Here is a 19,177-nt window from a genome sequence, read left to right as displayed (position 1 = left end):
TTAGGCTCGTGCGATACGCCGCCGCATGAGCAGGACCATCGGCACCACCAACGCCAGCAGGCTGATCGTCATCGCAACGCTCGCGTTCAGCCCGGCGTCCGATCCGCCCCACAATGCCTTGCCGACCAGATCGTAATCGACCAGCGCGCCGTAGCCACCGATACCCGGATTGGGATCGAGCCCGAGCGCGAGTTGCTCGGCACCATTCCACGCCGCATGCGCGCCGATCGCGCCGGCAAGCCCGCGACCACGCGCCGCCAGCAGTCCGAACAGCAATCCACCAATTAACAGGTTCAGCAGTTCGAGTGGTCCGCGCACGCCGCCCGCCACGTGAAGAAGCGCAAACCCGATCGCCACGACCGGCACCGCGACCCGCCCCCCCCACGCGGTCGCCAGTAGAGGCTGGAGCCAGCCGCGAAAATAGGCTTCCTCCGCGGTGACCTGGACCAGCACGACGACCGCGCCGATCGCAAGCGACACGACCGACAGCGGCGCGCCCGCACCGCGAACGAGCGTTCCGGAGATCGCCGCAAACCCGGCCGCGATCAACAGCCCGGCGAATCCGATCGCCAAACCCTGTGCCAGCCGTGCGCCCGGACCCGTGCCCATCTTCAACGTCGCAATGCCGGTCAGGCGACCGCCGACGATCGCCACCACCAGCAGCGGTACGAAGATCGCCAGCGTGAACACCGTCTCGCCGTCGACCCCATCCGCCCCGATCAGGCCCGTTCCCGCGATCAGCGGGGGCGCCAGACCGACGATCAGCGCGGCCACCACCAAGCCGGCGACCGCCGCGGTCGCCGCTCTCGTGGGAGAGCGCTTCACGGCCCCTGGCGCGGTCATCGCTGGGCGTTGACGATCGGCGGGCGCGTGGGCTGGCTCAGCGGTTGCCCCATCGGTTGCGACAGCATCGTCTTGCTGCCATCGCCGACGAGGAAATAGGGCGCCCAGTAGAACGGATGCGAATAGGTCGGCTGGCGGATCAGGTCGCGTTGCGCATCCTGGAGCGCGCGCCCGATCGTCTTGGTCCGCGCGGCCCCGTAGAAGACCTTGATGAACTCCTCGCTCTCCCGCTCCGCCGACACCTGCCAATAGGTCGCCAGCACCGATCGCGCATTCGCGGTCAGAAACGCGCGGACCAGCCCTTCGAGCGTCGATCCCGACTCCTCCTGTCCCGACCGGCGCGCGAGTTCCTGATCGCGCACGCCGCTCGCGGTATCGCACGCCGACAGCACGACGAGATTCGCGTCGAGATGCAGCCCGGCGATCTCCGAGAAGCTCAGCAGTCCGTCCGACTCCGCATCGCCGAACGACGTGACCAGCGCGGGCGGCGACATCGCGCAGCCCCATTGCCCCTCTTCCAGACCGTGCGTCGCGAAGTGCAGCACCTCATACTGGTCGAGATCGCCGCGTGCCTCGACGCCGGTGTCGCTAAACGCCGCCCCGGTGATCCGCGGCGCGCCCGGCACGCCCAGCGCATCCGCCGCGACGGTCAGTTCGTGATCGCTGATCGGCTTGATCGCCTGCGACAGCGTGCCGAGCTGGCCTGCGCCGACCGTGCAGCCGAAGCCGACCTTGATCATCCGTCCCGCCGCCGCCGGTCCGAACGCGGTCGGGCGATGCTGGCCGAACCCGAGGAACGGGTTGCGCGCGCGCGACGGCGGCAAGGCGCGCGCGACCAGGAACGATCGCGGCGACAGCGCGGTGGAGATCGCGGTGTCCGCCGCGAGAAACGCGGTGCGCGAGAAATCGAACGGTGTCTCGCGCACTGCCGCCTTGTCATAGCGCTTGACCAGCACCCCTGCGGGCAACCGCTCGAGCGGCCCCGACGGATCGACCACGAGCGCGCGCGCCGACGCCAGCACCGGCTCGGCTGGCCCAGCGATCAGGCGGAACAGCGCATATGCCGCCGCATCGTCGAACGGCACGAGCTTGCCCTGCGACAACGCCCCGTCGATCGATCCGCGAACCCGCGACGCCAGCGCATCGATCGCCTGTTTCGATGCGGCATCGGCTGCGACCGCGTAGATATAGGTCTGGTCCGCGCTCACCATCATGCCGTAGATCCGGCGATTGAGCGTCGTCAGCTTCAGGAACACCTCGCCCGGCTTCAGCGCGGCGCGCAGCGCCTCGATCGTGACCGGCTGTTCGTCGACCGTCCGATAGCGCGGGTCGCTGGCGAGCTTCGCCTCGACGTCGAGCAACCGCTGTTCGGCAACAGCGCGCGACGCGCCCAGATCGCTCGACGGGGTTTTCGCGCCGGGCACCGCTACGTCGCTCGCCTTCGCGGAGATCGCGTAGCGAAGCCGCGTGACCTCGCGCTCCAGCTCGCCGCGCTCGCGGACCAGCGCACCGGTCGCCGGATCGGCGGTCACCACCGTCTGCAACTGGCTCACCTGCCGCGCGATCGCCGGCTCGCCGGTCGCCTGGACCGCGCGGAAGAACCGGGCGACCGTATCCGCCTGCGGCTTGGTCGCGGCTTCCTGGACCAGCAGGTCGAGATATTCTTCCATCCCGTTCGAGGTCGCCAGCGTATCGACATCGGCATCGATCATCGCATCGATCGCCTCGGCATATTCGGTCCGCACCGCCGTCCGCGGCGCGCCGGTGCGCGCGAACAGGCTCGCACGCTCCAGTTCGGCCTGCGCGATCGCGGGTTCGGCGCCGGTACCGCCGGTCGCCAGCGCGCCGCGCTTCAGATTGTCGAGCGCGGAGTCGAACGCGTCGAGCGCCGCGCCCGACTTGCCGGCCCGCGCGAGCAGGCGCGCGCGCTGCCGCTCGATCCGTGAGCTCAGCCACAGGATCTGCGACGGGTTGATCCGCTCGTTCTCGAGCGGGCGATACGACCGTGCCGCCGCATCGATCGCGACGCGCGCGCCGGCATCGTCGCCCAGCGCCAGCCGCGCGACGCTGAGTGCCCACTTGGCCTGGATGTCGAGCACCAGCTGCGCAAGGTCGGCGGTATCGGGCACCGCGATCGCGCTGACCGCATCGGCGGGGTTCGAGCGCGGCTGGTTCAGCTGCCGCAGCGTCGCCGGGTCGAGCAGCGGATCCCTAGCGGCAACCGCCGCGCCGGTCGACTGGCCCAGCATCTCGGCGGCTTCGCGGAACGCGTGCCGGTTGATGAGGTCGAGAGCGCGGTACGCATCGCGCTTGCGCGACAGGAACAGCGACCGGTTGGCCGGCGACGCCGCCATGATCGCATCGGCTTCGTCGAAATGCTCCTTCGCCGAATCGTTGAAGCGGATGTTCGAATCGGCCAGCCCCGCTTCGAGCAGCAGTTCGACCCGCATCGCCGGATCGGCGGTGGTCGAGACGCGGCTCAGCGCATCGTTCAACACGCGCGATGCCTCGACATGCAGACCGCGATGGTTGAAGCCGATGCCTTCGCCAAGCGCGGCGGTCGGATCGAAGACACCTTGGGTCGTGGTGGTCGAGGCGACCGCCGATGTCGCACGCCCCGGCACAATCTGCGTGAGATCGATCGTCGACGAAATCGGCCGCATTGCATCGGCGCTAGGTTTTTTCGTGCCCGCCAGAATCGCCACCGCTTCCTCGAGTTGCCCGAGCAGCGACGGTGGCGCATCCGCGATCAGCATCGTCTGGCCGACCGGCCTGTCGATCCGAACCGTCGCGGTCCCCAATGCCCGGTCGTTGCAGCGACTGACCTGGACCGCGCCGGCCGCGATCGTCACTGACGTGGCCGGGCCGCAATCGAGCACGGCATCGATCGGCTTGATCGCCGCGGCGGTGGCCGGAACGATGCGGATGCTGCCGACGGGCCGGCTCGCGGTGACGCCGCGGCAGGTGATCGCATAGGCGCGCGCGAACGGATCGGGCACGGCCGGATCGGACCAGTCGCGCGATGCGACGCAGGGCTCGCCGCTCGGGTTGCGACCAAGGCTGACGACGTCGGGCCGGTCGGGTGCGCGGACCGTCGCGCACGACGTCAGCACCATGGCCACGCTCGCCAGAGCGGCCCCCGCCAGGAGACGCGGGCGCGCCATCGATCGGTTCACTTGCACGACTCCTCGTTGCCGGCCACGCAGCCATCGGTATCGGGTTTCGGAGCCAATGCCGCGAGCCCGGTCAACAATTCCTCGTTCGACCCGCCGACGAGCGGATCGAACGGCACCGTCAGATCGGCGACCGACCCGAACAGATCGGCCTGGCTGGCCGAGAACACCTGCAAGGTCGGCTGGATCACGATCGCGGTGAGACAGCCCGCGCCCGATCCGACGACGCAGCCGTTGATGCGGCTGGCCGAAACGTTGGCGGTCCCAAGCGACACGGCGTTCGGCCCGAGCAGCGCCGCGGCGGTCGAGCCGACGCCGTTGATCGTGCCGAACGCGGCAAACGTATTGGCGGCGGTGGTCGGCCGCAAGCTGAGCGCTGGATTGACCGGCGCGGTCGGCGTACCGCCGAGCACGATGCCGGTGTTGGTGCGCGCGACGCCGGTATTCTGGAACAGCGCATAGTCGCCGTAGCGCACCGTCAGGCTGTGTGCCGAGACCGTCGTCGGTGCGGACGGATCATAAGCGCCGCCGCCGAGATTGGCGTTGTAAAGCGCCGAATTGGCGTTCCCAACCAAGCCTGCGACGACCTGGGTAACCGTCGCGTCGTCGTTCAGCAGATTGAGGAAGCCCGCGCCGAGCCCCACCGCAATCCGGTTGCCGCGCAGATCGAGGTCGGCGGTATCGAACAATAGCCGTCCACCCGCCACGCTTGTCGTCGCGACATGGATCGCGGATGCCGTGTCGGTCTCGGAGGTGCTGGTGCCGCCGAAGCGGAACATCCGCCCCGCGCCCGCCCCACTGACGACACCATCGATCGTCATCCGCCCCGTTCCCAGCACGTCGACCGTGCGACGGCCTGCATCGGCATCGAACGCCAGCGTGCCGATCTCGACCGCGCCATTGCCCTGCCGGAAGGTCAGGGCATCGGCCTCGACCAGCTTGATCTCGGAATCGGACAGTTGGAAGCCGTCGGCCGTGGTGCCGTCGCCTAGCCGCAGCGCGCTGGTATCACCGGTGCGGTTCTCGAACCCGACCGCGGCGGCACGCTGGATACCCGACAGCCGGGCATCGCTGGCCTTGATCGTCAGGCTGGGCCCGGCGATCATCTGACCGAGCGTCGCAATCCCGACCGCATCGATCGTCGCGGCACCGCTCGTCCGGCTCGACGCGAGCGACACGTCGCCACCGCCCGTCACCGACAGCGCGCCACCGGTATCGATCGCGCCCGCCGCCAAGGCGGCCCCCGCCTTCAGACTGGTATCGCCGCCCGCCTTAAGCGCCTGTGCGGTCAACCCGCTGGTCGCGGTCAGCGACAGCGTGCCGCCCGCGGTCGCATCGCCCAGCGTCAACGCATTCCGCGCCTGCACCAGCAACGCGCGGGCCGCACCGAGCCCGCCCGACACCCGGACATCGCTGCCGCCGATCGTCGCACCGCCCGCCGAGGTCGCACCCGCCAACGTCACCGCACGGTCGCCGGTCACGGTGAGATCGCCGCCCGTGCTCACGAGCGTCGCGCCCGCAACGGTGCGTCCTGCGATGTCGCCCGCGGCCTTCAGCGTGAGCGCGCTCGCGGTCGCCGTGTCGAGCCGGATACCGCCGCCGGTCGCGGTAATTGCGCCGACACCCTTCGCGCTGAACTCACTGATCGCTACGGCACCACTCGCTGTGGCCGTTGCCGCGCCGCCGGCGACGAGCCGGGTGATGGCAAGGTCGCCTGCGCGCGCCGTTGCCGTGACGTCGCCCGTATCGGACGTGAGCCCGGAGAGCGTGACCGCCTGCCCGGCAACCGACCCCGCGCCGCTCACCGCATAGGTGCCACCCGAGACGCCGCCGCGTGCATTAACCGTCAGTGCGGCGGCGGTCAGCGCGTCGACTGCGATCCCGCCGGTTCCCGACAGTGTCGCGAGCCCCCCCGCATCGACCCGCCCGATCGACAGGTCGCCGCCGGTCGCGGTCAGCGTGCCGTGGGTCGTCGTAACGCCGGTCAGTGCGATCGACTGCCCGGTCAGCAACGCCGCGCCCGCCGTTGTGAACGTGCCCCCCGTCAAGGCTCCAGCCGCCGCCACGTTGAGCGTATTCGCGGTGAGCGCACCGATCGCAATCGTCCCCGGTGCGGTGATCGTGGCCGCTCCACCCGCCGCAAACCGGTCGATCGAAACACCGTCTCGTCGGGCAGCGGCCGAAACATCGCCGGTATCCGACGTGAGTCCGGCGAGCCTGATCGACTGCCCAGCCACCGAAGCGGCGCCCTTGGCGACATAGCTGCCGCCAGTCACGGCACCCTGCGCATCCACGGCCAGCGCGGCGGCAACAAGGCTGTCGACCGCAATGCCGCCGGTTCCGGTCAGCTTCGCGAGGCCACCCGCATCGACCCGCGCGATCGAGAGATCGCCGCCGGTCGCAGTAGCGGTCAGCGGTCCACGCGTGGTGGTGACCCCGGTCAAAGCGATCGACTGACCGGCCAGCGATGCCGCGCCCGCCGTCGTGAAGTTGCCCCCCGTCAAGGCACCAGCCGCCGCCACGTTGAGCGTATTCGCGGTGAGCGCACCGATCGCAATCGTCCCCGGTGCGGTGATCGTGGCCGCTCCACCCGCCGCAAACCGGTCGATCGAAACACCGTCTCGTCGGGCAGCGGCCGAAACATCGCCGGTATCCGACGTGAGCCCGGCGAGCCTGATCGACTGCCCAGCCACCGAAGCGGCGCCCTTGGCGACATAGCTGCCGCCAGTCACGGCACCCTGCGCATCCACGGCCAGCGCGGCGGCAACAAGGCTGTCGACCGCAATGCCGCCGGTTCCGGTCAGCTTCGCGAGGCCACCCGCATCGACCCGCGCGATCGAGAGATCGCCGCCGGTCGCAGTAGCGGTCAGCGACCCTTGCGAGGTGGTGACCCCGGTCAAAGCGATCGTTTGCCCGTTCAGCGTTGCCGGTCCCGCCATCGTGAAGCCGCCACCCGACAGCGCACCGCCGGCCGTCGCGGTCAGCGTAGTCGCCGTCAGTCCGCCGATCGCGATCGCGCCGGGTGCTGTCAGCGTCGCGGTGCCGTCGGCGGTGACCGTATCGATCGCGATGTCGCCGGCGCGTGCGGCCGCGCTGGTCGAGCCCGCACTGGCGATAAGGCTGGTAAGGGCGATGCTGCCCGCCGTGACACTGTTGTCGCCGGTCGACGCATAGGCGCCGCCTGTCAGAGCGTCCCGCGCGTCAACCGTGAAGGTATCCGCAGTAATCGCTCCGACTCTGATCGCGCCCCCCGCCGCCGACAGCTTCGTCGTCCGCGTCGTAGTCACCGCATCGACCGTCAGATCGCCGGCCGACAGTGCGATCCCGACGTCCTGCGCGCGGATCGTACCGGCCGTGAATGCCGCGTCATGGCCAAACAGCGTCGAGACCGAACGGCTGCCATCGGCCGCAGTCACGATGCCGCCCACCAGCCCGGCATCGATGTCGCCGAGCGTGACCGTTTTGCCGGTGCCCGCGCGCAGGCCCAGAGCACCAGTATTGCGGACCGCGATGCTCGATCCGGCAAGATCGATCGACCCCGCCGCATCGAGCAGCATCGCATTGCTTGCAGCGCCGTTGGGGCTGTTCGCGATCAGCGTCAGGCCGTTCCCACCGCGGATAGCACCCGTCGTCGCGCTGATCGCGATGCGGCCGCCTGCCTCCTGCGTGACCGAACCGCCGAGCGCGACCGTCCCGCCCGTGACCTGATAATTGCCACCGGCAAGGATCGCGCCGGGGGATGCCGCAAGGCCCCCGGCGCCCAGCACGATGTTGCCGCTCGCGGACCCGCTGCCGAGCCACGCGTCGCCGGTCCTCGTGGCAAGGTTTGCATTGCCACCCGAGACCGCGACCGAGTCCACCGACAGGTCGCCGATCGCAGTTGCATCGATCCCGGTGGCGGCGGTCAAATCGCCGGCATCGAGTGTTCCCGAGGTCGCACCGAGCATGATCGCGCCGGTCCCGCTCGCCAGGCTCCCGACCCGCAGCGAGGCGCCGGTCAGGTTGATCGCGCCGGTGCTCTGGATCGCACCACCGGTGATCGCGCCGCCCGAGCTTGCAGCGACCGACAGACCGCGGATGCCGCCGAACGAGAGTCCGGTGGTACCGGACAGCGTGACGGCATCGCTCGCGTTAATCGTGCCGCCGACCGAGACCGCGCCCGATGCACGAAGATCAACCAGCCCGGCCTTGATCCCGTTGCGGACGTTGAGATCGCCGCTGTCCGCGAACAGCTTGACGAGGTTGCTGCCGACATCGATCGACACGACGTCGATCGTGTCCGCGCGCAGCGACACCGGACCGCCCGTCAACACGCCCAGTCGCACCGCGCGCCCGACGTCCAGCGCATAGCCGCCATCGACGCCTGTATTGAGCTGGATCGTCGTTCCCGGCAGGTACCCGGTGACGTCGCCATTGGGGGCGCTGAGCGCGAGGCTGCCACCGGTGCTGGTGATGAACGGTGCGCGGATGTCGCGCGTGGAGGCGATCGTGACGGTGCCGCCTGCGGTCAGGCCGTTGACGATCAGCACATCGGCCGGATTGGTTAGCGTGGTGAGGTTCGCCGTGCCGCTGGCATCGACGCTGTCGAGACGGATCTCTCCGACCGAGGTGACCGCCAAAGTGGATCGCGTATTGATCGCGCCGGTCGCGACCCCGCCGATGCCGTCGGTCGCGGTGAGTGTCACCGGCCCGCGCGCATCGATATGCCCCCCCGCGATCCCGGTCGCGGTGGTGCCGACCGATCGGAGACCGACTGCGTTGGCGTCGATCGTACCGTAATCGATCCGCGCTCCCGACACCGCCACGTCGCCGCTGACCGTCGCGTTACCGAGCGTGATCGCACCATCCACCGCGTCGATCGCCAACCCGCCCGCCGAGACCGACACGTCGCCGAGGCGGATACCCGCTGCGCCGCCGGTGATCGACAGGCCATCGGCCACCAAGATCGTGCCTGCCGTCAGCGCCCCGGTCAGCGGTTGCCCTGCGTTGACTACCAGCGATCGGCCGGTGACGTCGCCGAGCGTGATTGCGTTCGCGCCGCCGTCGATTGTGACCGCGCCCTGCCTTGCCGGACCGCCATTGATCACGCTGTTGGCCGCGAACGCTATTCCGCCGGTCGCCGACAACGCCAGCGACTGCGCCGACCGGCCATCGCTGCCCGATGTCAGCGTCAGTCCGGACGCGCCGGTCAGCGTGCCAGCCGTCGCGGCCACTGAGACAGCGCGTGCCGCCGCCTGGGTGCCGCCGAGCGTCACCGACGCGCCCGTAACACGGTAGTCGCCACTCGCCGTCACCGAGCCCGGCAATCGCACTGCACCGACATTCGCCACGACCGACACAGAGCCGACTGCCGCGCTCAGCGCGCCCGCGATATCGACAGCCCCACCCGTCGAAGTCAGGGCCACGCCCGTATCCCCGCGCACCGACGCGATTGTCAGGTCACCCGCTGCCACCGCGGCGACGGCACCGGCGGTATTGATCGCGCGCGTTGTCAGGCCCGCCGAGGAATTGAGGGTCACCGCCCCGTCGGACGTCAGCGCCCCAGTGACCAGCCCCACGCCGGATAGCGACAAGGGTCCGGTGAGCGTGACATCGCCGAGCGAGAGCGCCGACGTTCGAGTGAGACCGGTGGTTGCAGCGTCGGTACCGACCGCACCGAGCAGGTTGCGTGCGACCACGGTGCCGAGCGCGACGCTGCCCTCGGCGACGCCGGAGCGGATCACGAGGTCCGACTGCGAGCCGGCGCCTCCTCGGAGCGTCGTTCCCGGCGCGAAGGCGATCGCACCGGGCGTCGTCGCCGCGATCGAGAGTTCGAGCGCTTCGCTACCGGTTCCGTCGGCGTTCGCCTGCAAGGTCAGCCGATCGAGCCCGGTTATCCCGCCAGCCCCACCACTGATCTGCACCGCCCCCCTGGCAGCCTGCGTCACCGCACCGGTCGATCCCGACCCGGTCGTGCCCAGCGAGACCGACCCGCCGCTGACCGCATAGCTGCGGCCCGCCGTCACCGCGCCCGAGACGATCGCTGCCGATCCCGCCGCGTCGACGATGATGTCGCTGCTGCCGATGAGGGTCCCCACGGTGACACCGCCGCTGCCCGTCAGCCGCAACATACCGCCGTTCGCGGTGCCACTCGCCACCGTCACCGTGCCGTTGGACGCCGTCGCGCTCAACGCGCCACCGGCGGCCAGCCGAGCGCCGGCGGGCGCGATCGCGGCAATGCTTCCGCTCGTCGCGACGAGCGTGAGATCATCGTTCGTGCTGGTGACGCTATTCAGGTCCAGACTCGCACCGGTCAGCGCCACCGCATTGCCGGCGGTGACCGCGCCCGACGACGTGACCGCGCCGCCCGCCGTTGCCGTCAGAGCGCCGGTCGCTCTCAGCGTGCCGCCAAAGGTCTGCGCGCCACTGGTCACAAAGCTGATGCCGCCGGCGCTGACCGCGCCGTCGAGTGCGATCGATGCCACGGTCGCGGCGGTGGTCCCGATCGTCAGGTTGCCGCCCGCCGTCAGCGAACCGGTCACCGCGACGGCTCCGTCGCGCGCGATCGTGATACCGCTGGTCGTGCCACGGCTCACGATCCCGCCGGATACCGTGGTCGTGCCGCTGCCGTTCATCGCGATGTCGCCGCTTGCATCGATCGCGGCCAGGCGCATCGCGCCTATGCTGTTCAGCGTGATTGCCCCCCCGGATGTCAGCACGCCTGCCGTCAGAGCGTCGCCCGACCGTAGCGACAACGCCGACCGCGTCGTCACGTCGCCAAGATCCAGCGCACCGCCGATCGACAGTCCGTTGGTATAGGCTCCGCCGCCGACCGCCCCGAGCAGGCCACGTCCGGACACGTCGCCGAGCGACACCGCATTGCTCGCCACGCCAACACCGATGCGGACGTCCGACTCGCGGTTGGGTCCGCCCTCGACCGACGATCCCTTGGCAAAGATGATGTTTCCGCCTGACGCGCCGGCGGTCGACAGCGTCATCAGGTCGTTGCCGGCGCCATTCGCGTTCGCGCGCAGCGTCAGTCCAGCGCCACCGGACAGGACCCCATCGGTCGACAGGATCTCGACCACGTCATTCGCAGACTGAACGACCGGCGTTGCGGCGCCCAGCGTGACGCCGGTCCCCGTGACGCGGTAATCATTGCTTGCCGCGACCGCGCCCGCGATGCTGGCAAGGCCACCGGCCTTGACGACGACGTCGCTGCCCGATCGCAACGCACCCGTCAATGCGACCGCACCGTTTGCGGTCAGCGTCACATCGTCGTTCACCGCGCGCCATGCCCCGGCGCCACCGATGCCGGCCACACCGCCGGTTTCCGCCGCGTCGCTGCCGATGGTGACGCCGTTGCCGCTGCGGCCCGCCGACAGCACGATGCCATTGTCACCGTTCGATGCGCTGGTGACGGTCGCATCGACGCTCAGCAGCGAATCGGTGATCGTCCCCTTGGAGGCGAGCGCGAACACGACGTTCCGGCCACTTACCGACCCGGTCACCAGCTGGCTGGTGCCGCCGACCGTCGTTCCCTTGTTCAGCGTAACGGACAGCGGGCTGCCGGGGGCGTAGTTCAGCTTCACGTCGGTCGCGGTGACGAAGGCGACGTCTTGGTTGCCCGCGATCAGCGTGCCGGCCGAGGTGATCTTTGGCGCGACCATGATCAGCCCGCGGTTGCCGTTCGACAGCGTGATTGTTGCGCCGGACTGGACGCGGATATCGCTCGCGATCCCACCGTCCGCCATCAGGCCATAACTGCCGCCGGCGTCGTTGCCCGCCAGGAAATTCGCCTGATCGGGCTTCAGCGTCGTCAGCACCAGCGACCCGGTGTTGATCTTGGCCCCCGATCCCACCAGGATGCCGTTGGGATTGAAGACCCAGACCGCGACGTTCGTGTCGGACTTCAGCGAGCCGAGGATCTGCGTGTTCGCCCCGGATAGGTCGCGGTTGAGCACCGCGATGTTGCGCGACAAGCCCGCCGCCCGACCATCCGTGAACTCCGCCGTCGCCCCGGTCGGCACATTGAAGCCGTTCCAGTCGATCACCGTGCTCGTGGCCTTCAGGTCGACCGATAATGTCGTGCCCGACCGCGTCACGGTCGGATTGCCACCGCCCAGCGACGTCGTCACCGCGGTCACGTCGCTCGGCCTGGGCAGCGTCTGCGCCCATCCAACCGCGGGAATGCAGCCGCTGGCGAGCACGGTGCTGATCGCCAGTGTGCGGCGGATCTGTCGGCGATACGACGGGATGGACATCGAAGGCTCCCCTAAACTCGGTACGGCGCGCGGGTCAGCGCGTCTTGTCGCGGAATTGCGCGGTCAACGACACCAGCACGCGATCGGGCGGCCGATCTTCGTCCAGCTTCGATACCCGGTCGAGCGGATGCGCATACATCACCTCAAGCACCAGATGCCCTGGCAAAGAGAAGCGTGCGCCTCCGCCATAGCTGCGATAGGTGCGCTTCGGCTCGATCGCGTTGCGGTCGAGATTGCGCAGGTAGACATGGTCGTAGAACCCGAACAGCTGCGTGCCGATGTCGGTGATCAGCGGCATCTCGGCGCGGACTTCGCCGCGGCCGCCGACCGCGCGGTCGCCGGTGCTGACACCTGGATCGTAGCCGCGGCCGATGGTGAGATTGCCGACCGAGAACTCTTCGTAATTCAGCAGCGGATCGTTCGTCCATTGCGCCTGGCCCTGGCCGGCAAGGCTGAAGATTGGGCCGACTCCGATCACCGTATCGATCGTCCCGCGCACCACCAGCGCACGCGAATTGCCGTCGATCCGCGACGTCAGGCGGCCGTTTGCAAAGCCGATATCACTCGACCCGAGCACGTCGACGCCCTTGCGGACCTGCAGCGAACTGGCGATCGAAAACGCGGTCGCGCCGTCGTACCGCACGGTGCGATAGTCGCCATCGAGACCGATGAAGCCGATCCGCAGCTTGTCGAGCGTCAACGGCACCGATCCCCCCTCGGTCCGCACCACCGAGCGCTGGTCGACGTAATCGAAGCCCCCGGTCGCGCGCACATTGGTCCGCAACGATCGGACCAGCGGCCGGGCGAGATCGAAGCCGGTGATCAGCGTGTTGGTCCGCAGGTCGAGCGCGCCGAGATCGGGACGCGACCAGGCATAGGTGAAACGGCCGCCCAGCGTCATGCCGTTGCGGTCAAGGCCCGTTATGTGCCCCGCCTGCGCGACGATCTGTTCCTTGAAGTCCGCAGTCGATGACACCCCGACATAGGTGACGTCGGACAGCCCGGTCAGCCCATAGATCTCGGCGCGCGCATAGCCCGTCTCACGCCCGGTCAGCCGGCTGTTCTGGTTCTGTACGTTGGCAACCACCGCGAACCGGCGGAATGCGAGCGACAATTCGCCGATCACCTCGCCCTGTCGCGTTCCCGCCGGACGCAGCGACAACTGCACCTCGAGCCCCGGGATATCGCCGGCCAGCAACAGCAACCGCTCGGCCTTCTTCTCGTTCAGCGGATCGAGCGCCTGGATCTGCGCGATCCGTTCGCGCAGGATCGAGTCATACGGCCCGGCGGACCCACGCACGCGAACTTCGACGATGCGCGCGGTCACGACCTGCAGCTGCAGCGTCCCGCCCGTGATCTCCTGCGCGGGGATCTGTACCGACGCCACCCAACCCGCTCGGCGCAGCGCCGCGTTGGCACGGTCGCGCAGCGCGCAGACAACGCTGATCGACTGCTCGCCCTGCGGCACATCGATGCCGGCGATCGCCGCGGCAATCTCGGGTTGCAACGCGCTGCCGTCCGGCCGGACGAAGCGCAGCGTGGTCAGCGTGACCTTCAGCGACGATGTCTCGAACGGGCAAGCCGGCTGTTCCAGCGCACGGCTCGAATCGACACTGACCGCAGACTCCTGACGCGTGTCAGGCGTCGGCGGCGTCACTTCCTGACGGGACGGCAAAACCACTTGCGCCGCAATGGGTTGCGCAAGAATTGCCCCCCCAGCGGTACCAGCCATCATAAGCACGCATGAACGCCATACTTTCGATGTCATCAATCCCCCGTACGTTGCCGATAACGACGTACGTTTTGCGAACAGACGAACTGCCGCTCCCGTTTGGGGATACGTACACCGCCTGGAAAAGGCCATGCCGACCATGACGCCATTTTCACGTCATGCATAGATCCGATATTGCGGTGATATTTCGAAGACTATGGTTAACCCCTGAGAACCTCCAAAACCTGCTGGAGATTACTCGATTTCGATCTATCATAGTCCTCGTGCGATCGGGATCGTTGCAGGCTGGCCCCACCGTTGCACTGATGTTCTAGCCTGTCGAATTGGGACAATATCCACGACCGGGAGACGGGAACGATGGTGATGTTACGCTCTGGAAGCCGGGGCGAAGACGTCCGAAATCTGCAGGCGCTGTTACGTAGATATGATCCTCAACTGAGCCCCGACGGCGTGTTTGGCCCGCAGACCGAGCGGGCCGTGCGATTGGGCCAGCGGCGCAACGGGCTGTATCCCCCCGATGGCATCGCCGGCCCCATGACGATGGGCGCATTGACCGGCGCCATGACCGGCACCGGGGCGGGCAACGGCTATGCCGGCACTGCGCGCGCCATTCCTTCAGGTACGCCGACCCGCAGCGTCGCAATCCCCGGAACCCGCTCCGCCGCATTCCAGAAGGCGCAGACCGCGGCCAGCCCGGTGGCGGTCGGCAAGGGCGATCCCGGCCCCCTCAAAGCCGCCGTCGAACCCGCCCGCGAACGCGCCCGCACCGGCACGATGCCGCCGGGGGTGACGAAACCGGTCGCGACCATGACCACATCGCGCGCGGGCAGTCGCTTCATCATCGCGCACGAAGCACAACGCGGGGTCAGCAACCTCATCCATCAGCCGGTAGCGGGGTCACTATCGGCCCTGGATATGACATGAAGGATCGCACGCCCGATCAGGTCGAAAGGGACTTGCTGGCCATATTCGTGCCGCGCGAAGCCGCCGCCGCCGCGAAAGGCGCTCGACTGTCCGGCGACGCGGCAGGGCGGTTCGTTCGCGAGAACAAGACGCTCCTCAATCTAAGCGCGACCCAGGAAACCGATCTTCTGGGTCACATCATCGGCCATTACGAGGGGATGGTGAAACGCGCGATCAAGGTCCCGCTGCATCAATACGAGTTCGATGCGATGGTGTCCTACGCGTATAATCCCGGCGGCGGCTGGCGCAAAACGACGAGCCTCGTCAACGAGAACAAGAACCAGGCGGCGATGCTGGAAATCAAACGCCACGTCCGATCGAAAGGCGAAATCATACGAAGCCTAGTCGTACGTCGCGAAGCGGAAAGCCGCATGTTTCTGTATGGAGAATATAAATGATCCGGTCCCGCCTCCCGCTCGCCGTGTCGGTGCTGATGCTTGCTGCGTGCGGCAGCAACGCCAGCGAAGCGTCAACCAATGCCGGCAATGCCACCTCGCCCAGCACCGAAGGGGCACGTGAGGTCGTCGATCAACCTACGAATTCCGGAAGCATCGCATCGATCGCCGCCCCGGCCACCGCGACGGGTTCGCACTATACGGAAGACCAGACCAACGCGACCGGAGTCGCATCACTGCGCCGCGAGCTGATCGCAGCCGCAGCGACGCTGGACGGTCAGCCGATCACCGACGTCAAGGCGGTCGCGCGTTGCCAGACGGTCTTCACCACCAAATCCAATGCCGCTGTCACGGTGCGCTGGAACAAGGTGGGCAATTTTGCAGCAACCGTAGAGCGCGGATCGGCAATGATCCCGATCGATGACGGGGCTGGCGTTCACAATTTCGTGTTACCCGAGGGCGATGGTTTCCGGCGGGTCAACGGTACCATGGGGCATCTCGCCGATGCATGCGAGAGCGGGACATAGACCTTGGATAGTCGTGCATGCGGCGATCCGACATCGGTGAGCTGCGGTCCGGACACGTGACGGCAAAGGTAACGGCAAAGCTATGATCAGGAGCAATTCGCGCGATCCAGCACGTTCGACCGGACCGTGGTCGCAAACCTCGATCGTGCGGTACGCCGGTCGCCTGATGGCGGCGATGCTGGCATGCGTTACGTGGTCGTCCACCGCGTCCGCCGCGTGCGTCTGGACCGACCTCGTCAATGCGAACACGCGCGCCGCCGTCGTCAACCGTACTGCGCCTCGGGTGCACTTCGTACAGGACTCCGGTCCGGGCTGCCCGGGCGCCTCTGCGGCGTGTCAGTTGCGCGCCTATGTCGTGGCCGGCGATGTCGTCCTCGCGGGACCTGCACGGAATGGCTACACCTGTGCAGGCCTTCAGGGACCGCGCGGAACCAGCACGATCGAATGGTTGCCGACGGCCGCGCTGACGATGGCACCGCCCGCCGCGCAGACCCCCTCCGACTGGACGGGCCATTGGTACGCGCCCGAACAGGATATCGTGATCAAGGCGACCGGCGGCGGCATGCTCTCGGTGACGGGGGACGCGACCTGGGGGATGAGCGCCTGGCGCGCGGAGCACGGGAGCGTGCACGTCGGGACGCTCAACGGCGTAACCCGCCCGGTCGGGGGCGTTCTATCCTTCACCGAGGGAGACGATCGCACCATGCCCTACACCAGCGGAGACGAATTCAACTGCAAGATCCGCATGATCCGGCGTGGCCCGTATCTGCTGGTGCGCGACAACGACAATTGCGGCGGCGCGAACGTCAGTTTTTCGGGGTTCTACGTCAGACAGCGGCCCGTGTCGGCCAAACGCGTGGCCCCCTAGCGCCGCGCACCAGCCAGATGCTGACGATCCACGAAAGCGCAACGTGATCCGCTGATCAGGTGCGTCCACGAGCATTTGCGCCTTGCCAATTACGCCCTTGCCGTGGCGTATACCGCGTAACATGATCGACCCGCCGAAACCCGCGCGACCAGACTGCGTGAGGGGTGAACCCAAAGGTCTTCGGCAACGGACTGCCGGACTTCGAATTCGATCCACGGGGATTGTAGATGAGCCTTCATCCTGCGGCGCGCGTCACCGACGTCTTTGGCCATGACGCGACGCTGGCCGGCATCGATACCGGGGTCGTCATCGGCGCATTGCTTGCCGTCGGCATCATTGCAACCGGTGGTCTGACGGCGATCGCCGTTGGTGCTGCGCTCGTGACCATCGGCGCCGGCCGGATGGCAGGAGCGGCAATCGGCAAGACGTTGGACGGCCCGGTGACTGGGCAGCTTCAGACTGGCTCGGCCAACGTCTTCATCAACGCCTTGCCCGCGGCGATGGTCGAACAGGCCACCGGCTTTTGCTCGCAGGACGGGGGAACTGCGCATAGGGTGGCGACCGGGTCCGCCACGGTCTTCATCAACGGAAAACCTGCGGCGCGCGTATCGGAAACGATGGACTGTGGCGCGGTGATCCGCAGCGGCTCGTCCAACGTTTACATCGGCGGATCGAGACTGTTGCCGATCTGCGTTTCGCTTCGCGCAGAACAGGTCAAGCTCGAACGTTTTCGGATCGATGCGCAGGCCGCGAGCGCCGCGTACGAGCCACCCGAGACAAGGACGCCGCCGGAGGGATATCGAAACGCAACGGAGGCAGATTTAGGTCGCCTCCGCTTGACCGCGAAAATGCTAGAACATCCAATTGATCCGAAAACAGGCGAGCAATCGGAATTTCGTGCGGCTGTGTTCATAGACCAGAAGACCGGCTCACCGCTCGTGGCCTACAAAGGCACAACTATGACCAGTGGAGCGGATTGGACGGTGAATGCCGAACAGGGCCTCGGCGACGAGACATTCTACTACAATCATGCCCAATTTATCGCACGGCAGGTTGCAACGTCGCCCTCTGGGGCGGGTGCGCGGCTGACTGGCCATTCTCTGGGCGGCGGTATGGCGTCCGCTGGCGCAACCGCGTCCGGGCTACCCGCCACCACGTTCAATGCTGCCGGTCTTAACGCGAAGACGGTGCCGCACCCGGTCGCCACGAACATCGATGCGGTTTATGTCAAAGGCGAGCCGGTGCGCGGTATTCAATCGCTGCCATTTTCCCCCGACTCTGCCGCGACTAAGGATTGGCCATTGGAGCCCGCCGATCGTGCTCATCAACTAGCAGTCTTGGCACTCATACCGCTTGGTCCGCTTGCGGTCGGTGGAGGATTGGCGATACGTAATCTTCTGCTGCACATGATGACGGCGGTCGACGCCGCTATCGCCCAAAAGCGAGCTGAAACCGAGCGTGCGTTGTCTACGAATGGGTGCTCATGATTCGATTGCTCTCCTGTACTACGCTGATCGGGTTCGCCCTTCTGGCCGCCTGCTCCAAAGAGGACGCCTCCGTGAACAAAGCCGCGATAATGCCGATGCTCGGAGCCGTTATGCATTCCGAGACGGAGGAGGTGTTGCGACTGGCCAAGCAGGGAATTGGTCTGGACGAACGCTATCCCGCGAACCAAGCCACGCCGATGATCATGGCCTCCGGCAGCGACCAATGGCCCGTGGTTGAAATCCTTGTCGACCATGGCGCCAACATATGGGCGCATGACCAGTTCGGAACCACGATGGCACAGATGGCGGTTACGAGCCGTATTCTACCCGGATCGAATGAAGACAAGGCTCGGTTGCGTGTGATCGAAAAGCTCAAGGCGCGCGGTTATCCTTTCCCGCCGCCAAATAGCGAGCAGATACTAGCGCTCGAGAAAGACGGTAAGTGGCCACCGTTGGAGGCGGCACGATGACGCAGGTGCAGGGTATGACGATGGCCTGCCCCGACGGCTGGCTCGATAAATCGATGCTGGTACTCTCGGCCACGAGGCCTGGAGCGAGCGGCGTTTCGCCGAACTTCGTCGTAACGCGCGAACCCATGCCGGAAGATCTACGCGCCCTCGCCGAAGACGCGCTCGACGCCTTCGTCGAGCGGCAGATCGCGCAGATGCGAACGACCTTGCCCAGCCCGGTGAGCGTTGCGCGGCGGCAAGCGGCGGAAGCGTCAGGCTTGCCCGAACTGCGGGTCGACTGGACCGCAGATGGCATTCCACTGACCCAGTGGATTGGGTACAATCAGATTGACAACGGGACGGTCATGATCGCGACTGGAACAGCGGGCAAGGCCGATTTCAGCGCTGTCGAACCTGTCTTTCACGCCATGCTTCGTAGTTTTCGCATCGCATAGCGACGCCGCAAGACCGTCGAGACATCCAACCGGATCACCCGG

The 19,177-nt window shown here is 67.4% G+C and carries 11 protein-coding genes; 7 read left to right on the top strand and 4 right to left on the bottom strand.

The genetic code is table 11. The features are described 5' to 3' along the window. From BM244_RS21565 to BM244_RS21550, 4 genes are read right to left on the bottom strand one after another with little or no spacing between them, the layout of a single operon-like run. Entirely contained in the window at positions 1-843 is an 843-nt protein-coding gene (locus tag BM244_RS21565) for a CPBP family intramembrane glutamic endopeptidase (RefSeq protein WP_093400973.1), read from the bottom strand. Continuing rightward, on the bottom strand, positions 840-4,019 hold the full coding sequence (locus BM244_RS21560) for a CHAT domain-containing protein (protein ID WP_093400972.1): 3,180 nt from the start codon (positions 4,017-4,019) through the stop codon (positions 840-842). Before BM244_RS21560 ends, BM244_RS21565 begins: the two co-directional genes overlap by 4 nt. Next, positions 4,016-12,259: a filamentous hemagglutinin N-terminal domain-containing protein gene (locus BM244_RS21555; protein WP_093400971.1), complete on the bottom strand. Its 8,244-nt coding sequence runs from the start codon at positions 12,257-12,259 to the stop codon at positions 4,016-4,018. The genes BM244_RS21560 and BM244_RS21555 overlap by 4 nt, the downstream gene beginning before the upstream one ends. Before the next feature lie 34 nt (positions 12,260-12,293). Further along, positions 12,294-13,940 (bottom strand): ShlB/FhaC/HecB family hemolysin secretion/activation protein, encoded by a 1,647-nt coding sequence (locus BM244_RS21550; RefSeq protein ID WP_139227066.1) that lies wholly within the window; start codon positions 13,938-13,940, stop codon positions 12,294-12,296. A gap of 414 nt (positions 13,941-14,354) precedes the next feature. Here BM244_RS21550 and BM244_RS21545 point away from each other — a divergent pair, with 414 nt between their 5' ends. The 7 genes from BM244_RS21545 to BM244_RS21515 all read left to right on the top strand — a co-directional run bounded on the left by BM244_RS21545 (position 14,355) and on the right by BM244_RS21515 (position 19,135). Then, the gene (locus tag BM244_RS21545) at positions 14,355-14,915 is read left to right on the top strand and encodes a peptidoglycan-binding domain-containing protein (RefSeq protein WP_217649192.1); all 561 of its coding nucleotides are present in this window, start codon (positions 14,355-14,357) and stop codon (positions 14,913-14,915) included. Further along, positions 14,912-15,352, top strand: a complete 441-nt coding sequence (locus tag BM244_RS21540) for a glycoside hydrolase family protein (protein ID WP_093400968.1) — start codon at positions 14,912-14,914, stop codon at positions 15,350-15,352. Before BM244_RS21545 ends, BM244_RS21540 begins: the two co-directional genes overlap by 4 nt. Before the next feature lie 23 nt (positions 15,353-15,375). Further along, complete coding sequence (locus tag BM244_RS21535) at positions 15,376-15,876, top strand: hypothetical protein (RefSeq protein WP_175518360.1); 501 nt, start codon at positions 15,376-15,378, stop codon at positions 15,874-15,876. Positions 15,877-15,958: 82 nt separating this feature from the next. Then, positions 15,959-16,744: a hypothetical protein gene (locus tag BM244_RS21530; RefSeq protein ID WP_093400966.1), complete on the top strand. Its 786-nt coding sequence runs from the start codon at positions 15,959-15,961 to the stop codon at positions 16,742-16,744. A 227-nt stretch (positions 16,745-16,971) separates the two neighbouring features. Continuing rightward, on the top strand, positions 16,972-18,231 hold the full coding sequence (locus tag BM244_RS21525; RefSeq protein ID WP_093400965.1) for a PAAR domain-containing protein: 1,260 nt from the start codon (positions 16,972-16,974) through the stop codon (positions 18,229-18,231). Then, on the top strand, positions 18,228-18,701 hold the full coding sequence (locus BM244_RS21520) for a hypothetical protein (RefSeq protein ID WP_093400964.1): 474 nt from the start codon (positions 18,228-18,230) through the stop codon (positions 18,699-18,701). Before BM244_RS21525 ends, BM244_RS21520 begins: the two co-directional genes overlap by 4 nt. Next, the gene (locus BM244_RS21515; protein ID WP_093400963.1) at positions 18,698-19,135 is read left to right on the top strand and encodes a DcrB-related protein; all 438 of its coding nucleotides are present in this window, start codon (positions 18,698-18,700) and stop codon (positions 19,133-19,135) included. Before BM244_RS21520 ends, BM244_RS21515 begins: the two co-directional genes overlap by 4 nt. The last annotated feature ends 42 nt before the right edge of the window (positions 19,136-19,177 follow it).

The sequence above is a fragment of the Sphingomonas sp. OK281 genome (assembly GCF_900115295.1).
GTDB lineage: Bacteria > Pseudomonadota > Alphaproteobacteria > Sphingomonadales > Sphingomonadaceae > Sphingomonas.
This window is presented reverse-complemented; position numbering and strand designations above follow the sequence as displayed.

Coding starts and splice junctions, on each gene's coding strand:
- BM244_RS21530 (WP_093400966.1), top strand. CDS start 15,959: ATGATCAGGAGCAATTCGCGCGATCCAGCACGTTCGACCGGACCGTGG.
- BM244_RS21515 (WP_093400963.1), top strand. CDS start 18,698: ATGACGCAGGTGCAGGGTATGACGATGGCCTGCCCCGACGGCTGGCTC.
- BM244_RS21565 (WP_093400973.1), bottom strand. CDS start 843: ATGACCGCGCCAGGGGCCGTGAAGCGCTCTCCCACGAGAGCGGCGACC.
- BM244_RS21520 (WP_093400964.1), top strand. CDS start 18,228: ATGATTCGATTGCTCTCCTGTACTACGCTGATCGGGTTCGCCCTTCTG.
- BM244_RS21545 (WP_217649192.1), top strand. CDS start 14,355: ATGTTACGCTCTGGAAGCCGGGGCGAAGACGTCCGAAATCTGCAGGCG.
- BM244_RS21540 (WP_093400968.1), top strand. CDS start 14,912: ATGAAGGATCGCACGCCCGATCAGGTCGAAAGGGACTTGCTGGCCATA.
- BM244_RS21555 (WP_093400971.1), bottom strand. CDS start 12,259: ATGTCCATCCCGTCGTATCGCCGACAGATCCGCCGCACACTGGCGATC.
- BM244_RS21525 (WP_093400965.1), top strand. CDS start 16,972: ATGAGCCTTCATCCTGCGGCGCGCGTCACCGACGTCTTTGGCCATGAC.